The organism is uncultured Roseobacter sp., from assembly GCF_947499265.1.
Classification (GTDB): Bacteria; Pseudomonadota; Alphaproteobacteria; order Rhodobacterales; family Rhodobacteraceae; genus Roseobacter.
On sequence record NZ_CANMNK010000006.1, the window covers coordinates 188419 to 207229 of the forward strand.

Below are 18811 nucleotides of genomic sequence, written 5' to 3' on the forward strand. Positions count from 1 at the left end.
AAACCTTGGCAGTTTCTGAGGGATCGGCGGGGAGCGGGACGCAAACACCGGTCGGGTGGCACAAATCCGCACAGAGCATCCAGCCTGCTATCTCTCCAAACTATCTATGGTAGCATCGGGAAGTTCTACATTGTCTAAGAGGGCGACCTTGGCGCAACCCGTGCAAGAAGTTTCATTGGCGTGGTTTACGCCAACCCTCCGGCGGTACCTCTTCTTCTTCATCGAACTCTTGCTGCTGGCGGCCTTCGTGCGCCTGCTTCGGCTGGTTGAACCCTTTATTTTTCAAGTGGTTATCGATCGTATCCTGCCGTTTCAGCGCGAAGCATCCCTCATTGTCATCGTCGTTATTTTCCTTGCGGTCACCGCCTTTCAGGTCGCATTTTCCCTGCTGTCGAATTTGGTGGGGCTGCGCTCTGCCAATCGCGTTACCTATGATCTGGGGCGCAAGATCATTCGCAGCCTGCTCACCCGGCCTTATGCGCATTTCCGTCAATGGGACGTGGGCGAGAATATTGCGCGGATCAATGAAACCGACACCATCCGGCATTTCCTTGTCGGCGCCAGCATTTCCGGCCTGCTCGATGTCAGCTTTGCGTTTCTCTACATCGCGGTGCTCTACACGCTATCGCCGACGCTGACCGCCATCATCCTGATTTCCATGCCGGTTCAGGTGCTTGTCTATTTTTCCTTCGGTCCGATCCTGAGGCACGCGCTGCAGAACCGGTTCGATTCCGGGGCGCGGCATCAGTCAAATCTGGTGGAACGGATTTCGGGGATTTCCGTCCTCAAGGCCGTGGGCGCGGAAGAGGAAAGCTACCGACTGCTCAGTGGATCGCTGCGCCGACGTCTGGTGGCCGATTACCGTGTCGGATATCTGCAGGCGGTCAACCTCAACATCGTGTTCGCCGTCAATCAGACGATCACCATTGCGATCATCTATGTGGGGGCCAATCTGGTCTTTACGCAGGAACTGACGCTTGGCCAATTGATCGCCTTTCACCTCATCGCGTCGCGCGTGTCCGAACCGATCATCAATTTCTCGGCGATCTGGGAGGACTGGCAGAAAATTCGCATATCGCGGCGGCGTCTGGCTGACATCGTTCTGACCAAACCCGAACCCTTTGGGGAGCTGCCCCGTCTGCCGGATGTGGTCGAGCCGAGGCTTGACCTGGTTGATGTGACCTTTGGCTACGACCCGGCCAAGCCGGTGATCAAGAATTTCTCATTGCAGGTCGCGCCCTACAGCATGGCGCTGATCGTGGGGCCGTCGGGTGTTGGCAAATCGACCTTTGGCCGCTTGGCATCTGGCCTGGAGGTCCCGGACGACGGCAAAGTGGTTCTTGGCGGTCATGACATCGCAAAGTTCGATCCGCAAAGCGTGCGTGAAAACCTCGTCTACGTGCCGCAAACGACCTATCTCTTCAACGGATCCATCCGTGACAATCTGCTGTTGGGACGCGACGATATCGATGAGGCGGAGATGTGGGCGGCCCTTGATGCCGCCCGCGCCGGTGATTTCATCCGTCAGATGGCGGGCGGGCTCGATGCCTCGGTGGGGGAGCGTGGCAGTGGTCTGTCCGGCGGTCAGAGCCAACGGGTTGCCATCGCCCGCGCCTTTCTGCGCGCGCCCCGAGTGATGATTTTGGATGAACCGACCAGCGCGCTCGATGGCGCCACTGAAGCCCATATCGCCGACACGCTTGATGCGCTGCGCGCGCGGATGTCGCTGATCGTTATCACGCATCGCCCCGAGATTTTCAGACAGCCCGACAAGATGATCGACTTTGGAGGCGTCGATGAAAAGCTGGATTGAGCCTGAAACCGAAGGCGACAACCGCATTGCATCGGGGTTGGTGCATGTGACGATCTGGACATTGCTGCTTGCGCTTCTTGCGGCTTTTGCGCTGTCCTACTTCCTGCGCGTAGAGATTGTCGCGCAGGGCGAAGGGCGGGTTGTGCCCGCCGGGCGCGTGCAGATCATACAGCCGGAATTCGACGGTAGCGTTGCGGCGATCCCCGTCAGCAACGGGCAGATCGTCCAGCGAGGGGATGTGCTGATCGCCCTTGATGATACCGCGATCAAGGCACAGCTGGGGATCCTGACACAGCAGCGCCGCCGGCTGCTTGTCGAAACGGCGCGCATTGACACCGCACTGCTGATCCTGGCCGATCTGGTGCCTGCTGAACGGGATGCCGAAGTCGCGCGTGCCGCAATGCTCTATGAGGAAAAGATCGCTGGTGAAAGCTCCGCATTCGCCCGCGAGCAGGCGGCATTGCTGGAGATCGAAATTCGACGTCTCGCCAATGAACTGGCGCGCATAGAGGCGGAGCTGGATGTCGCGACCCTGTCGCAAAGAGTAACAGAGACGCGGATCGAGAAGATTGACGGCGCCATCAGGATACAGGCCGACCGACTTGGCATGCAGCAAAGCCTGAGTGACCGCGGGGTCGGCAGCAGGACCCGCTATCTGGACGAGCTGGACGAGCTGCGGCAGCTGGAGAAGGAGCGCGAGGTCCAAAGCAACCTGCTAGCGGTGGACGCGCGCAAACTGGCGCTGCTGCAGAGCGAGGAAGCTGTCGTAAGGGCCGATACCCATAATATTCTGTTGGCACGCCGGGCCGAAATCATCGCGCTGCTGGAAGAGTTGGAACAACGGGTCCTGGTTGAGCAACGCGCGCTTCAGGGCACGGAGGTGCGCGCGCCGGTGGACGGGGTGGTCGATCAGCTGGGCATCTATACCATCGGCGGGGTGGTTGCGCCGGGACAGGAGCTGATGCGCATTGTGCCTGAAGACCAGCCCGTGGAAATTGAGGCCCGCTTTCAGAACTCTGACATCGGTCGACTGGTGCCGGATCTGGCGGCGAACATCAAATTGGCGGCCTATCCCTCCGAGCGATACGGCTATCTCTCCGGCACGGTGGCCAGCGTGTCTGCGGATGCGGTGGAATTCACGCCGGGTGAGTTGGCCTTTACCGCCAAAATTGTCCCCGGCGCGCGGTATCTGGAGCAAAACGGGCAACGTCACCCCATCAAACCCGGCATGACCGCGCAGGTGGATGTGATCACTGGCGAGCGGCGATTGATCAGCTATTTCTTCGAACCCGTCTTACGCGTGTTTCAAAACAGTCTTCGCGAGCAGTAATGCAGCTTCAGCGTCACGCACAGGGTCGCAGGTCGCGCATGGCGCGCGCGAACCCGCCCGCGTCCTGTTCGATCTGGCGAAAACAGACCTCTGCAAAAATATCCAGACACCGAATTTCATCAGCACTCAAATGATGCTCAGCCTCAATCGACTGGGCAACCGGAAGGGCGGTTTTCTGCATCTGTTCAAAGGCGCTGACCAAAGGCGCCCCTTTGAAAAAGGCTTCGTCCGTGCGTGCCGCGTCGTCCGAAAACGTTGTCGCAATGCGTTCCGCAAGCTTGACATCAAGCGCCAGCGCGGTCCGCTGCTGACGCGGGCGGGCTGTCAGCAGGGAGGGGATGTTCCAGCCAAAGGCATCCGCGCCGGGGACCTTTTTGCCGCCCGTTCGGGCGCGCCAATTTTTATGAATGTGCCGCAGCATAGCCAGATCTTCCAGACATAACCCCTCATTCTCGCGTTGCGGCACCCCCCGAAGATCGGGCGCGTCGAAGGCTGTGTTAAAGAAGTCCCGCACAACGCAACCCGCTGTCAGATCTGCGCTGCTGAAGGGTCGCAGGATGAACCGGTCTCCGAAAACGGCGCGCCATTTGCCAAAGCGCGGCGCGTAGAAAAGATCGCCGCGCCGGGTGAGGTGACCGAGAAAGTCGGGCAGGCTGCCGATGTAATCACCTTTCTTGATGTTCTCGGCGTATCCCGACAACAGCCGTGCGCCATGGGGACGCACGTAGGCGATCACCGTCAGACCTGGAAGCCATTGCGCCAGATACCGCTCCAGATAGTTGGCAAGCACTTCAGGATCGACAAATTCAGCCATCTCCGCTGAGATGACGGCGACCTCGGCTTTGGCGCCAGCCAGCGTCCGCGCGGCGTCGGCAAAGACCTGGTCGGCCGAGCAGGCGTCAATGGGATCCAGCAGCGGGTCGACCAGAAAATTATGGTTCACCCGCGCCCCGTAAAAAAGCGAGGGGGCTGCACTTTCGGCCTCCGCGGCCCGCAGCGCGGCCTGGATTGAGGTGGTGCCGGTTTTGCAATCGCCCACATGCAGGATCAAACGATTTACCATCGGCGACGGCAGTTCATACCCGTGCCAGCGAAATGTTCCGGACCCGTCGGGCCGAACCATCGGCGTTGCGGACAATGGCCAGAATACGGTCTGAGTTTTTGAAGAGCGGCATCGTATGCATGTGCCGGAGCAGGGCGCGGGTGTGGTGCTTTTCGCTATAGAAATCGTTGACAAAGAGGCGCGACCCCGCCCGCCATTCATGCAGATCGAGGGCGCGTCCGCAGCCTACCACATCATCGGCCACCGGCGTCGACAGAAAGGCCCAGCTGAAGATGGCAGGGACAACGTGGCCCTGGCCTGGGCTGAGGTAACATTGGCGCAGGATCAGCGGTGGCAGCACCTCGCGCCGGAAAAAGGAATGAAATTTGAGGTGACGGTGATAGCTCGACCGGCTGTAGGCTGCGAGGCAATCGGCCAGCTCCACAAAGACCCGGCGCCAGGCAAAGACCTCGCCTGCCGCAATCGGTGCAATACTGGACTGATCGCCAAGTGCGGCGAGATAGCCAGAGTTGTCCTTACCCAGCAGCTCGGCGGCGGCCTCCGCGACGCTGACGTCCGGCCCCCCGGTACAGAGCCGGTGGAGGATTTCGCGGCCCAGGGTCTGATCCGGGCGCGCGGCGTCAGCGTGGTCGTAAATTCGAGCCATCCACCGATCCAAATACCTCTTTGCATGGCCATGAACCGCCTCGAGCGTCATGGGGTCCCGTTTTAGCAGGTCTGGCAGGTCGGCCAGCGTCAGCCCCTGTCGCAGTTCCAGCGCGCAACAGCGCGCGATGGGGTAGAGCGCATCGGGGTTCAGCTCCGATGCTTGACCAAGCATGAGCTGCAGATCGGTGTTGCGCGGTCCTAGATAGAGGCCGTTGTAATAGGCTGCTTCCAGCCATGTTCTGCCTTCGGCAGATAAGGCGCCCGTCTCGACCAGATGATCGGCAAAAAGCAACTCGCCGACAAAGGCAACGACCTCACGCCACAACGTGGGGGATCTGTCATAGGCAGGCTGCATCATGTGTAGGCCATGGGTGACCTCGTGAGCGAGCAATATGATGTGTCGCCACTTCGTCGTTTTAGGTGCACGTATTACAACGCGCCCGTCAAGCTGTCGGGTATTTGCCCGATCTGATGCGTCAGGGGTGTGCTGAAATTCGATTACCTTGCCGAGTTGACCTGTACATTCGGCCAGTGCGCCGCCCGCAGTAGCGAAATGGGTCAGTAGAAGCGTCCCTGCGTCGCCAAAGTCCTGACCCGTATCTTCCCAGGGCGGCGCGTAGGAGATCTCGTAATAGGCGACATCAATTTGCCGGGACAGTTGGTCCAATTGGGTGAGAAGCGGCTCAGTCATCCGCATCGATTGCCGGTAGGCGGCCGAAAGGGTCAGGCAGGCCGATTTCATTGCAGAGCTGTGTGATGTCACGGGCCAGATGGTCATCGGAGCAGGCCGCATTTTGTCCACCTTCGCGCAAGTAAAGCGCGCGATCCAGCAGGTGGCGCAATCGGGAAGCCAGAGAGCCAGGCACCTGCGCAAGCTGTTCCTGCGCCCTTGCGTCTGTCCCGCCATACCGGGCTGCGGCCCGCGCCAGCATGGACCGCGCTGCCTTGAAAAGATAGCTTGCCGCCTGCTTTTCAGCGGGCGGCGCGAGGCCTTCGTAAAGGCTCAGGCCTTCCCACCAGGATGTCGCCTCGGGCAATGCCTTCAAAAGCCAAGGCGGTCGTGACCCGCCCGCACCGGGCATGCGCAATTGCGACCATTCATTGGCGTCGCGTGAATGTCCGGTCGGTCCGGTCAGGTCCCGCTCTGTCGGGCGCGCTTGCGATCCCTCAGCGGGCACGTCAAGCAGGTTCAGCATGTCGCATAGCAACGCTTCCCGACCGGGATGACCCTCGGGGTGATCAACGGATGAAAATTCGAAATCCACGTCGCTTTGCCGCGACATCACCGCCTGACCGGCAGAGCCGCGCAAGAGCAGATCGGCCTGCGGCAGAAACGGGAATGCAAACTCAATCGCTGCCGCCAGCCGGATCAGCAGCTGATCCATAGAGGCCGATCTGTCCACCGCGGCCTGCCAGCCCGTCGCGGCTGAAAGCGCGGCATATTCGGCATGGCATTTGCCGAGTTTTCTGCAGTGATCCCGCGTCAAACCGTCCAGAATGCACAGCAGCAGCGCGCGCTGTTCTGTGCGTCCAAAGCCCTTCCCGAACGATTTGATCCTTGCGGAGAGATCTGCGTTCAAACCGACGAAATCATCCGCATTCTCACGACGCAGGCGCGCCATCGCAAAGGTCACAAAGACCGAAACGGGCTGCGGCAGATGTTCGTCCAGAAAATGTCCGACGTCCATCGGGGTCATTTCGCCATCGGGCCGGTGCGCCAGCGGACTTTCCGCCACAATGGTGGCATCGTCGCTCAACCCCAGCAGCGTGTCCAGATCGCAACAGCCATCCGCCAGCCTGACGAAGCACCTTTCGAAATTATCGATATCGGTGGGCGAGGTGGTCGCAGGGATCGGTATAGATGCGATACAGCGATCAAGCGGGCCGCCACTTGGGAAACGCTGCAGCCAGTTCAACCGCCATTTCAGCCGAATGCATCGTCGCAAGGTGCCGCAGGGTTCATCGTGGAAAAAAGTATCTTCCAGATCAATGAGATGCAGCTTTTTTCGGGCGCTGTCCAAGATCAGGTTGCGCGGTGCGAACCCTTTCCATTCGACCCCCGTCTTGCGTAATGTCGCGATCAGTTCGACCATGAGCTGCGCTAGATCGGGCGTCACCACATCCTTGCCTGCCTGATGCAACGTCGGGCCGAGATTCGGGGCCGTCAGCGCAAGCCGCCCATCCGCGAGCGGCACCACTTCGGGTACGCAGACACAAAGCTGCCAACCGCCAAGATGCAGACCGTTAAGCCGCGCCGCAGCCTCCCGAGCGTTGTGAAATTCCATCAGCGCTTTGTGAGCGGCACCGGCCTTCGCAACTCGGATTACACCATCGTATTGGAAGTGCCGAAAGCGGTCGTCCGTGCCGAAGACATCCGTGTCCCGCACGCACTGAAAATGCGTGCCCTTTGCCTCGAAGGCGGCGATTACATGATGCGCGAGATCGGAGTTTTGCGCAGCGGAGACTGCATTGGCAAAAATGTAATCCCTATGAAACACGGTGAGACGCTAGCTCCGACAGAATTGACCAGCGGACTATGGCCCGCGCCCCAGAACGGATCAAGCTGACCGATCCGCGTTCAGCGGTCATCCGCTTCCGGGTGGTGATCGCAGCATGCAACCGCTGATTTTGTTAGGCCTTGCGTCTGCAGGGCGTTCCTCATAATTGGAGGCGATATCAACATGGACGATGACCTCAGCATGACCTCCCTTCTGCGCCGTATCGATGCAATCTGCCGCGACGCGTTTGGCGCCGCCGGGTATGATCCGGCCTCCGGTGAGGTGCGCCTGTCCGACCGGCCCGACCTTGCCGACTTCCAATGCAGCGGTCTGTTGCGTGTCGCTAAGCAGCACAAACTGAACCCGCAAATCGCGGCGGATGCAGTCATGGGGCATCTGGCGGACAACGATCTTTTTACGGTCGAATTTGCACGTCCGGGGTTTCTGAATTTCACCGTGTCGGATGCATCTCTCATCGCGCAGGTGGCGCGGGCGCTTGACGATCCAGAAGCCTTCTTGCAGCGCAATGAAAATCCGCAGCGGTTTTTGCTCGATTATGGCGGGCCGAACCTTGCCAAGGAAATGCACGTGGGGCATCTGCGGTCATGCATTGTGGGGCAAGCATTAAAGACGGTGCTGTCTTTTGCCGGTCATCACACGATCAGCGATGTGCATCTTGGCGATTGGGGCCTGCAGATGGGTCAGTTGATCAGCCAGATTGCCGACGAACGCCCGCAGTTGTTGCAGGGGGAGGGCACCCTCGCCATGGCGGATCTGCAGGAGTGGTATCCGCGCGCCTCTGCCCGTTCGAAAGACGACACGGCGTTTCGTGAGCGTGCCAGATCCGCGACCGCCATGTTGCAGGCGGGCAAACCGGAATACGTCGCCCTGTGGCAGAAGGTTGTTGAGACCAGCAATGCAAGCCTGCAGCGCGATTATGGCCGGTTGGGCGTTTCCTTCGATCAGTGGTATGGCGAAAGCCGGTATCAGGCAGCGCTGGACGGGTTGGTGGCGCGGCTGGTCGAAGAGGGCAAGGCCGAGCCCAGCGATGGTGCGATTGTGGTTCACCTGCCGGAGGCGGAGAAGCTGCCGCCGCTCATCCTGCGCAACAGCAACGGTGGATACGGCTACGGCGCGACGGATCTCGCGACCATCGAGGACCGGATCGAGCAAGATCACCCGGACATTATCCTCTATGTGGTCGATGCCCGCCAAAAGATGCATTTCCGTCAGGTTTTCGGCGCCGCGGATCAATGCGGTATCCTAGGTGACACGCAGGCGGAACATATTCCTTTCGGGACAGTGAACGGCACCGATGGGAAACCCTTCAAGACCCGCGCCGGCGGTGTCATGCGGCTGCACGATCTGCTGGAAACGATGAACAGGGCCGCGCGAGACCGGTTGGAGGCGGCCGGTTCGGTCCCGACCGAAGATCATGCCGTGGTCGCTGAAGACATCGCCGTGGCTGCCATCAAATTCGGCGAACTGTCCCATGACCGTGAAAGCAATTACGTCTTCGACATCGACCAGTTCCTGCAATTCGAGGGCAAAACCGGCCCCTACATACAATATTCCTGTGTACGGGTCAGAACCTTGCTGGAAAACGCGGCCAAGGACGGCTTGCAACCCGGGGCGCCAACCATAATGGGCACTGGCGGGCGCGAACTTGTCTTGTGCCTTGATGAATTTGCGGCCCAGCTCAACCGCACGATCGAGGCGCGCAAACCAAGCTTTCTCGCCAATCACGTCTACAAACTGGCCAATCGCACCAACAGCTTTTATCAGGCCAACCGCGTGCTGTCGGAGGGCGTCGCACCCGCCGCGGCGGCCTCGCATCTGGCGCTGTTGCGGGTGGCGATGCAGCAGATCGAACTGTGCCTGCGGCTGCTCGGCATTAATGTGCCGAAAGCGATGTAGCGCTCATGAGATATTCAATCCTGGCGTGAATCTGCTACCGCTTCATAGCGGTGGCGCGTTTCGTTGACAGGTCTCCATTCCGAATGCTCGACTTCACGGGTGCCGCGCTTAATTCTTTGGGCGGCACGCTACACCTGTACCTATCAATATGGAGAGAGTGCATGAAGAAGACTTCAGAACTTAAAACTCTGCTGAAGGAAATGGAGTACCACAAAACCAGTGTCGTCCATGGTGGCGGCGGTGGCGGTGGCGGCGGCGGTGGAGGTGGCGGCTATAGCCCAACCAATCCCGTTGGCGGCGAAGACGTGGCCTGATTTCGATAGGCTGTCGAAAACCTGAAGCCCACGCTTTGGGTTTGAAATCAAGAAGGGCCATTCTTCCGTCCTTCTTGGTTTTTAATCAATGAGTTAATTCACCCTCCGAAGGGGTCGATATATGAGTGTCCTGACGCATATTGATGATGCGGCTGCCGCAGATTTGCGGGATGTCGAAACTGATTTCGGGCCGATTCTCAATTTCAGAAACCATGTCTTCGAAGAGGAAATGTCACTCTTGAAGGGCGCGCGGTTCATCTGGACAGCAGATGATACTTGCCCTGATCAAGTGCCGCTCAACCAGCTGGCGGTCATTTCCAAGGGCATGCTGGCGCCCAACACGGTCTGTAAACCGACGGTTTCTCAGGCCAGGCGCCACGTGCTGCGACCGACCGATTATGGGCGTGCGGCGATCGTCAATATCGATTGTGCAAACCCACCAGAAGCATGGGATTTTCACAATCATAGGTTGATCGACATCAAGGGTGTAGGTGTCCTTCCGGACAGGCGTGCCAGCCGTGCGCGGCATGCTTCCGGGGTGCTGCGTCTGGACGAGGCCGTGTTGGAAGTGCTGGTGTCCGAGTATCTGCACCGGGTCGCGCAGAAGCGTGATCTGGGCTTTGCTCCCAATCGGCCTTTGGCGGTTCTGGATGCCGGTTTCAAGACCCGAAGTCTGGCGGAACTGCGCGGCAAGCCGATGACCACTGCCACGCTGTTGGCGCGCCCTCTGTGCAAACGCCCCAAACAGGATCTGCCCTTCATCGAAGACACCGACCATGTGGCCGAACTTCTGCAGGTCGAGCTGTCATTGATCGGCGTTGGTCTCACAACCATGAGCTATATGTCCTATGCACTCGAACGCGTCGCCCCTGACGCCATCATCACGCGTGTGATGGGCAAACCGCGCCTGCGGCGCCGCGACGAAGTGCCGAACTTCGCCTTTCTTGAAAAGCTGCTGGACGGTCGGAAGAGACGGTTGTTCCGATATCCCAATGTCCAGACCGGACGCGCGCGTGACACCGATGCGGTCATGCTGATCGATCTGGGTGGCATTGATCTGGCGATTGAAGATGACATGCAATGGCTGCTGCGCGCCCATCACTGCGAATTCCAGATTGCCACGCTGAACCAGGACGTTCTGCGCAATGCGCTTGCGGCCAGCGCACCAGCGCGTGCCGCATTGACGGCAGTCACCCGCGAGATGGCGGAGCAGCACCGGACAGATCTGCGCCGGTTAGGCTGCCGCTTTGCACCAAATTGGGGCGGAGAGCTGGAGTTGATCTCTGCCGGGATCGCTTATGGGTATGACACGACCGGAGGCTCCATCGGGGCCGTGATCGAGGCCACCGCGGAACGCATGGCGCAGGCCGTTAGGCCGCATCTTTCTTGAGAAGACAGAAATTCCGACAGAGCGCAGGTCGCCCGGCCCGCCTCTCACAAAAGACAACTGACCAGATCTGGGAGAGACATACGTGAAAGACGCAAATGATATTCCCGTCCTTGGCCATCACATGCAAAGCGGCCATTGGTTCGACACCCTCAGTGGCACCATCATGCGCGATGCCCTTATCCGGGACGATCTGCCAGACCCGCCGGAAACCTTGCCCTATAAAGAGACCTTTCCGCAGTTGCAGCTGTCACTGACCTATGCTTGCAATATGGAGTGCAGCTACTGCTCTTTCAGGGCGCGGATGAATGCCGATGGCCGTCCGCTGAACATGAAGAAAAGCACGGCACTTGATGCTGTCGACTTCTTCGTCGAGGAAATCGCGGGGAAGACCCGACATGCCCGGATCGATTTCGGTCTGACCGGCGAGACTTTTCTGCGTCACAAGATACACGCGGACCTGAGGGAGAAAATTCGCGCGCGCACCGCGCCTCTGCCTCTGCGGTCTGTCAGCGTCGGCCCCAACACCACCAATGGCACCCTGTCGGATGATATCGGCCTGGAGGCGGCAATGGGCCCGCCGCAGGACATCAGCTGTGATGGCCCGCGTGAGGTACATGACGCGGTACGCCCATATGTGGACGGTCGGGGCACCTATGATGAACTGGTGCCGCTCATCGACAAGGTGCTGGCACGGCATCCCGATATCGGGGCAACGGCGGTGATCACACACCGCTGTACCGATATCACGCTGGTTTTCCGACACCTCTATGACGAGCTTGGCTTTCGGTCGATCTACATCAAGCCGGTCAATCTGCCGCCTGACGATCCGGACGGGCTGAACCCTGAAACAGTCGATGATTTTTGCCGGGGGTACACGGATTTTGTTGACTTTCTGCTGGCCGCTCCGACGGAGGACCGACTGCGCTACCTCGCCGCGCTCAATGGCGAGGACTTCTTCATGCGCTTCTTCCTCCGGGTCGTGAACCGGACGCGTAACATCTATCGCTGTGGCGCGGGCAAGAGCGGTGCCTATGTCGATACCGACGGCAATCTCTTTCCCTGCGCCCATTTCATCGGAAAGAAAGGCCATGAGATCGGCACCGTCCAAGATGGGTTTGATGAAGAGAAAAGAGATGCCTACCGTGCGCTGACGGTCGATTCCCGCGAGCCCTGCCGGTCATGCTGGGCGAAATATGTCTGCGGCGGCGGGTGCTATTATCAGGCCGTTCTGGCCAATGGCGCGATTGACGCGCCGGACGCGGCAAAATGCCAGCTGATCCGCCATCTGGTGAGCGAGGCCCTGCGGCTTTACGAGCATCTGGCCATCAAAGCGCCGGATACGCTGGCGGCGCTGGATATCCCCTTTCACCTGCCGGTCGAACGGCTGTCCGTTTCCGAGCATGATCTCTACCATCCCGCCGCGCGACTGCGTCCTGCTACAGGCGAGACAAACCTGATGACACGCCACCACCTGCGCGGCGCGCTCGCGGGTCAGGATGAAGCGCTGAACCTGCGGTTTGCTCAGAAAGACGGTCGGTTGGACCTGCAATTCGACGCTGCAGGAGCAGGGCAACTGGATCAGATCGAGATTTGGGTGGTCGATCTGGCGAATGATCCTGTGCTGATGGCTGATCTGCCCGCCTTCTCCCGCGATGTTTTCGGCCGCAGACTGTTTTGGTCGGGGGGTGATCAGTTTCGGCTAACAAAACCACCTATGGACGGGGCGTTCCGGGCCGTTCCCTATGCCGAGCCGGCCGAGATACCGGTGGCGGCGGAAAGCGTCAGGCCACTGGGACCTTGGGCGGTATCGCTTGATCTGCCCGCCTTGTTGGATGGGGCAGAGGGCACCATCGGTCTGAACATGACATGTCACTTGAAGGATGGCCGCACGGTAGATCTCATTCGCGCAGAACCCTTCGCGGTACTGGACGGGCTGCGGGACGGACCCCTGGCGCTGGAGGCTCCCCTTTGGCGATTGCCACAGGATCGTGAAACGTTGAACGCCAGCCCCTATGTGGACATGGTTTCGCTCACGGAATGGCGCGGCCTGCAGCAAAACGTTTGTTAGGGCGCGGGATGCGTATCCTGATCGTCTCACATCGATTTCCGCGCCATTCCATCGGGGGGACGGAGATACTCGCCAACGACACGGCCTGCGCATTGCAGCATCGGGGGCACCAGGTCGTGTGGCTTGCAGCAGGCCCCGATGCCACCTGCGCCCCGTCGCGGCGGCACCGCCCCGATGGGATCGAGGAATGGGAAATACCGGCTGAAAACACGCCCGGCTACCCGCTGGACTGGCGCCGGATGGAGGCCGTGCAAAAAGACCGTGCCGCACGTTGCCTGCAAGAATTTGGCGACGGTCGCAGCTTTGACGCGGTGCATCTGTTTCACTTCGCGCGGATCGGCCTGCGGTTTCTGGAGCTGGAGGCATTGGCGCAGGTGCCGCTGTTTGTGACGCTGACGGATTACACCGCGGTCTGTCCGGACTATCAGCTGCGCAATCAAGTGACGGGTGAGATCTGCAGCGGCGATGTTGCGCCACAGACCTGCCTCGCCTGCATCGGGTCCAGAGATAAAACCACCGCCGCAGAACGCCAGATTGTCGACTGGCGTCAGCGCAATATCGGGGTCCTGTCAAAGAGACCTGCGGGCATCTACGTGCAGACACCGCATCAAAGGCGGATTCTGGAGGGGTTTTCCGTCCCGCCCCGCGCATTTCGGCAAGACCGCGCCGCGTATCATGTCGAACCGGATTGGCATGATGACGGCCCACGCCCGGATGGTAACTATACCTTTGGCTACATCGGCCGGGCTTCCGAAGAGAAAGGCATTGGCGTTGCGCAGGCCGCATTCCGTGCGCTTTTTCAGACAGATACGGGGTGTCGTTTGCGCCTGATCACAGATCGCAATGCCCCGGACACCGCCGACAAGGAGTGTGCAGGGATCGACTGGCGAGGGCCGGTGCCGCATGACCAGATCGGGCGAGAGCTGCGCGGGATGGATTGCCTGCTGATCCCCAGTCTCTGGCTCGAAAATCACCCCACCATCCTGACCTATGCGCTGGAGGCCGGGCTTCAGGTCATTTGTTCCGAGGTGGCCTCGCTCACGCATCTGCGCGGCCTCGCAAACCTGCATTTCGCAGCACCTGGTGATGTGGCCGCGTGGCGCGATTGCATGACCCGGGTCCGCGATCAGCATCCGCAGCGCCGCGCCACGCCGTCTGGGCTGCCCGCTTTCAAGACCCTCATCACCGACATCGAAACCGCTTACCGGAAGGCATCAATATGAACCAGATCAAGCCAGTCGCTCATCCGCGTGATTTCATCGTCCCCAACGAGCTGGACCGCTATGGCATTACACCGGGTCAGGCGAACGATCTGACGTATCTGCAGGTGGAACTGACCGACAAGTGCAACCTGACCTGTGCCAGTTGCCCCCGGGCCGTTACCCCGTCCAGCCGGGATATTCTGAGCGTGGCCCAGTTTCAGGACATTCTGACCTCCACCCCCAGCATCCGGCAGGTCTCCTTCGTCGGTAGCGGCGAGGCCTTCATGCTGAAAAATTTCGCAGACTATGTCGCGACCTGCACGACGCGGGACATTTTTTCATCAGTCAACACAAATGGCGTGCTGATCCAGCACCGCCTGCAGGAAGCGGTGGACGCGGGCCTGGGCAAGGTGGCGATCAGCGTCGATGCGGCGGACGAGTTGTTGATGCAGATCCGCTCCGGCCTGACGCGGGAGAAGTTGGAGGAGGCGATGCGGCTTGCCGCACAGATCGTCGAAGGCACACCCACGCGCCTCTCCGCTGCGGTGACCCTGGGCAAGGGCAATCTGCATCAGTTCGCGCAGACCATGCAGTTTATCGCGGAAACCTCGATCAGAGAGGTGACGGTAGAGAGCATGCATCACTGGGCGGATGACAAGTCGCTGAACGATCAATCCCTGTTCCACGGCGATCCTGAAAAGACCATTGCGCTGATCGAGGATGGCCTGACCGTGGCTCAACACCTTGGGCTCGATGTTGAAATCTTTGACTACACCAGAATTGGTGATCCGAAAATGCAGCGGCCCATGCATTGCGCCTGGCCGTGGGATGCAACCTTTGTCACCTGCAAAGGGGAGGTGACCCCCTGTTGCATCAACCTCGAAGCTTCCGACAGCAACCGGCTGGGGCGGTTGTCTGACGCATCTCTGCCTGAAATCTGGCAGGGCGAGACCTATCAGCGGTTCAGGCGGGACAGTTTCGAAGGCCGCGACTGGTCTTTCTGCTCCGACTGCGTGTACCGGATGGAGTTCGGAGTGCCGTTTCATGAATGATCTGGATCAAGCGGTACTCTACGGCACGCCCACCGAGAGCCAGGAGGCGTTTCTGACCCGCGCGCTGGAACTGGGAATGGCCTTCATCGAAGGCCGCGCGCGCGGCGGCAAGGTGCTTGAATATCAGAACGAAGATGCGATGCGCCAATATCTTGCACAGCCCTTGCCCCGGCAGGGGATGTCGCTGGACGGGCTGATGGCAGAACTGGAAACCAACGTGGTGCGGACGTCGGTCGCCCAAAGCGATCTGCGGTATCTGGCCTTTCCCGATACCGGAAATGCGGTTGCGGGTCTTGGCGCCGATATCCTCTGCACCTTCTTGAACCAGAACCTCATCGCCTATGATCGCAGTGCGCCCTCGGGCATGTTCATCGAAATGGAGCTGATCCAGTGGTTGCGTGAGCTGGTCGGGTTTTCCCACCTCCCCATCGATATGCCGAACCTGAGCCTGGCTGATGTGGGCGGGCTTTGGACCTCAGGTGGCAATATGTCGAACCATGTGGCCGTGCTTGTGGCGCTGCATGCGAAGTTTCCGCAGATCAAGCAGCACGGCCTGCGCAGCCTGCGCAAAAAGCCGGTGATCATTCTGGCCAAGGGGATCGAGCATTTCTCGTTTTCCAGTGCGGCCCTGTCTTTGGGGCTGGGTCAGGACAGTCTGGTCTGGACGCAAGCCAATAGCGATTACACCACCGACCCCGACGCCCTGCAGCAGACCATTGCCGAGCTTGACGACGACTGCGAGCCCTTCATGGTCGTCAGCGTCGCAGGAAACTGCCGGACGACCGGCCTGGACGACATTAGTGCGATGCGGCGGATTTGCGATGACAATGATCTCTGGCTGCATGTGGATGCCTGTCACGGTGGAAACCTGTTGTTTTCTAGCAAGATGCGCACCCGGCTCAGCGGGATCGAGCATGCGCAATCGGTCTCGCTCGATCCACACAAGGGGCTGTTTGTCGGATACCCCTGCAGTTATGTCTTGTTCAAGGACCCCGCCGCGCTGGAGTTCATTTGCCGCTATCCGGACAAGTTTCGCGATCCGTCCTGTCTGGATCTGGGGCTGATCATGCCCTTCTATGGCTCGCGCGGCTTTCATTCCCTGAAACTCTGGGCGCTGATCAAACATCTGGGAGTAGAGGGTATCGGCGCGCTTGTCGAAAGGCGGCAGGCGCTGAACGACCGGTTGGTGCGGCGCCTGAACAAATGCGGCTGGTTTCAATTGCTCAATGACGGCAGTTTTTACCGGACGGCTTTCGTTTTTTACCCGCAGGATGTGCGGCGGTGCGTGGAAGCGGACGGCATGCATGTGACCGCCGCCGACACGATCCGGGCGTTGATCAACAAATACACCCAGATCGTGTCAGACCAGCTCTACCAGAGCGGAGAGGTTGTCTTTGATGCCTTTTCGCTGGGGGATCTGGACAATCGTCTGAACCTGGGTACGGCGGATAAATACGTGGCGATGGCCATGGCGGTTGGTCATCCTTCGATCCCCGTGACCAAGGAGAATGCCATCTTTGACACCGTTGACCGGATCGTCGCGCCGGTTGCTCAGGACATGATGCAGGAGCTTTTCCGGTTGGCACCGCGTGAGGCCTGCAACGCACCTGTTTCATCGAAAGGACCCGCGGGATGGTAAAGCAAACCTGGCCTGAATTTACGATCAACTTCATCTGTCATGATGAGATCGAGATCCTGCGCGAAACGCTGCCGCACAATCTGGCGCAGCTCTGTGCGGGAACAAAACGCGGTTATGACGTCATCCTGACCGTTGACGGCGTCGAGGCGGCGCCGCGCGACGATTTCCTACGATTGGCAGAGACGCATGGCGTCGACGAGGTCAGGCTCCGCAAGCGGCGGTCCAATTGCGCGTCCGGCGACGGGGCGAACAACGGCCATCTGCATGCTTTCAGCGATAAAACCCGGTATCTTTTGACCATAGAGGCCGATATCGCCTTTTTCCGAACCGATCCTGATTTCGACCCGCTTGACGCCTTTGTGCAGTTTTTCGAGCGCCACCCCAAGCGCCCGTTGATCCACCAGATGGACGATCATGACTGCTGGGTCTGGAAGCTTGAAAAAGCGGCAAAGGATGTTGAGGCCGGGGTCTGGTCGGTCAACCGGGTCGCGTCGCATTTCCTTGTCTATGACACCCTTGGTGCGCGGCAGGTAAAGGGATTTCCCGATCTTGGTGTCTATCATGATAGCCAGACCGCCTGGTTCAACTTCGAAGATGAGTTGTCACAGCTCTTTGCTGAACCGGCGGGGCCCGGCATCGCTTTTCCGACAGACTGGCCAATGCGGGTCTATCATTGCGACCGAAAGCTGCAGGAAGGCAGCGCACATTACTGCAAGTCAGCCGACGTAAAGCTCGAGGTTTTTGAGCAGCGCGTCAAAGAGGTGGCCGCCCTGACCCGGCGACCGGCGGCTGAATGAGCGCCCGGATTTTCCCGACGCTCCGGGTTGCCGAGGGTGTTGCCCGATCCCGGGAGGCACGCTGAGATGCGGGTTTTGCTGATCGGCGGCACGGGCTTTGTCGGGTCCCACGTTACCGACCGGTTCCGCGCGGCGGACCATGATGTCGTTGTTCTGGCGCGGTCTCCGAACCGGTTCAGCCCTCCACATGACGATGTGACCTATCACTCCGGGGATATGGCAGATGCCGAGACCTGTGATCAGGCTTTGAGCGGCGTTTCATGTGTGATCCATATGGCCGGTTCGACAGTGCCGGGAACCTCGGATCAGGACCCGGAGGCCGACATTCGGAACAACCTGTTGTCGCTGTTCGCTCTGCTGAAACGGATGAGACATCACCATGTGCGGAAGATGGTATATCTGTCCTCGGGTGGTGCGATCTATCAAGACAAACGCGGTGGGCCGAGCAGCGAGGCGGACCCGCTGGGCCCCCTGACATCCTACGGCGTAGTCAAGCTCGCGGTGGAAAATTATCTGCAGATCGAGGCCCGGCGCCATGGGCTGAATACCGTGATCCTGCGCCCGTCTAACCTATATGGGCCGCGTCAGGGGCGGGTGGGCGTGCAAGGCCTTATCGGCACATTGCTTTGGCGCGTTGCCCACGATCAACCCATCGAAATCTGGGGTGACGGCGAGATTCGCAGAGATTATCTGCATGTGCGCGACATCGCAGAGCTCTGCCTCCGGACTGTAGAGGCACAGGAAACCGGTATCTTCAATGTGGGAAGCGGCCTGTCGCATAGCGTGTCGGACATCATTGCAAAGGTGCGCCGTATTTCCGGGCGGAATTTCGATCTGATCCACAAGCCCGCACGCGCGGCGGATATCAAAACCAACGTTCTCTGCTGCGCCGCTGCTCGGGAGGTCTTTCGCTGGAGTCCGGCGATTGACCTGGACGAAGGCATCGCGGACACGTGGAACTGGGTGCTTGGCAACAGCCGCGCAGCGCTGATCTGACACCCTTTGCGCGGGTGAGGACCGTGTTTTGCGACACCGAGATGCACTTGCCGATGCGGACCGCGTCGACCGTATCCACACGCC

The 18811-nt window shown here is 59.7% G+C and carries 14 protein-coding genes; 11 read left to right on the top strand and 3 right to left on the bottom strand.

All coding sequences use genetic code 11. From position 1 onward, the window contains the following. Window positions 1-160: 160 nt before the first annotated feature. Window positions 161-1813 carry a peptidase domain-containing ABC transporter gene (locus Q1A63_RS17235; protein WP_299632288.1) on the top strand — a complete coding sequence of 551 codons (1653 nt, stop codon included), beginning with the start codon at window positions 161-163 and terminating at the stop codon, window positions 1811-1813. Next, window positions 1797-3143: an HlyD family type I secretion periplasmic adaptor subunit gene (locus Q1A63_RS17240; RefSeq protein WP_298972976.1), complete on the top strand. Its 1347-nt coding sequence runs from the start codon at window positions 1797-1799 to the stop codon at window positions 3141-3143. Before Q1A63_RS17235 ends, Q1A63_RS17240 begins: the two co-directional genes overlap by 17 nt. A 13-nt stretch (window positions 3144-3156) precedes the next feature. Here Q1A63_RS17240 and Q1A63_RS17245 read toward each other — a convergent pair whose 3' ends face one another. The 3 genes from Q1A63_RS17245 to Q1A63_RS17255 are packed head-to-tail and all read right to left on the bottom strand — an operon-like array spanning window position 3157 to window position 7352. Next, window positions 3157-4206 (bottom strand): hypothetical protein, encoded by a 1050-nt coding sequence (locus Q1A63_RS17245; RefSeq protein ID WP_299632289.1) that lies wholly within the window; start codon window positions 4204-4206, stop codon window positions 3157-3159. 13 nt (window positions 4207-4219) lie between these two features. Then, window positions 4220-5545: a toxin-activating lysine-acyltransferase gene (locus Q1A63_RS17250; RefSeq protein WP_298972979.1), complete on the bottom strand. Its 1326-nt coding sequence runs from the start codon at window positions 5543-5545 to the stop codon at window positions 4220-4222. Further along, window positions 5538-7352 (bottom strand): hypothetical protein, encoded by a 1815-nt coding sequence (locus Q1A63_RS17255; protein WP_298972981.1) that lies wholly within the window; start codon window positions 7350-7352, stop codon window positions 5538-5540. Before Q1A63_RS17255 ends, Q1A63_RS17250 begins: the two co-directional genes overlap by 8 nt. A 183-nt stretch (window positions 7353-7535) precedes the next feature. Between Q1A63_RS17255 and argS the strand changes: the two genes are divergently transcribed. The 9 genes from argS to Q1A63_RS17300 all read left to right on the top strand — a co-directional run bounded on the left by argS (window position 7536) and on the right by Q1A63_RS17300 (window position 18727). Beyond that, window positions 7536-9269, top strand: coding sequence for an arginine--tRNA ligase (gene argS, locus Q1A63_RS17260; RefSeq protein ID WP_299632290.1), 1734 nt, complete (start codon window positions 7536-7538; stop codon window positions 9267-9269). Between the two features lie 161 nt (window positions 9270-9430). Then, window positions 9431-9583: a hypothetical protein gene (locus Q1A63_RS17265; protein ID WP_298972986.1), complete on the top strand. Its 153-nt coding sequence runs from the start codon at window positions 9431-9433 to the stop codon at window positions 9581-9583. 121 nt (window positions 9584-9704) lie between these two features. Further along, window positions 9705-10973, top strand: coding sequence for a hypothetical protein (locus tag Q1A63_RS17270; RefSeq protein WP_299632291.1), 1269 nt, complete (start codon window positions 9705-9707; stop codon window positions 10971-10973). Between the two features lie 82 nt (window positions 10974-11055). After that, window positions 11056-13041: an SPASM domain-containing protein gene (locus tag Q1A63_RS17275; RefSeq protein ID WP_299632292.1), complete on the top strand. Its 1986-nt coding sequence runs from the start codon at window positions 11056-11058 to the stop codon at window positions 13039-13041. 8 nt (window positions 13042-13049) lie between these two features. Continuing rightward, window positions 13050-14264 (top strand): glycosyltransferase, encoded by a 1215-nt coding sequence (locus Q1A63_RS17280; protein ID WP_299632293.1) that lies wholly within the window; start codon window positions 13050-13052, stop codon window positions 14262-14264. Next, window positions 14261-15295, top strand: a complete 1035-nt coding sequence (locus Q1A63_RS17285) for a radical SAM protein (protein ID WP_298972997.1) — start codon at window positions 14261-14263, stop codon at window positions 15293-15295. Before Q1A63_RS17280 ends, Q1A63_RS17285 begins: the two co-directional genes overlap by 4 nt. Beyond that, window positions 15288-16934, top strand: a complete 1647-nt coding sequence (locus Q1A63_RS17290) for a pyridoxal-dependent decarboxylase (protein WP_298972999.1) — start codon at window positions 15288-15290, stop codon at window positions 16932-16934. The genes Q1A63_RS17285 and Q1A63_RS17290 overlap by 8 nt, the downstream gene beginning before the upstream one ends. Next, a complete protein-coding gene (locus Q1A63_RS17295; RefSeq protein WP_298973002.1) occupies window positions 16928-17731 on the top strand; it encodes a hypothetical protein in 804 nt (267 codons plus the stop codon). The genes Q1A63_RS17290 and Q1A63_RS17295 overlap by 7 nt, the downstream gene beginning before the upstream one ends. Before the next feature lie 66 nt (window positions 17732-17797). Next, the gene (locus tag Q1A63_RS17300) at window positions 17798-18727 is read left to right on the top strand and encodes an NAD-dependent epimerase/dehydratase family protein (RefSeq protein ID WP_298973004.1); all 930 of its coding nucleotides are present in this window, start codon (window positions 17798-17800) and stop codon (window positions 18725-18727) included. Window positions 18728-18811 lie beyond the last annotated feature (84 nt).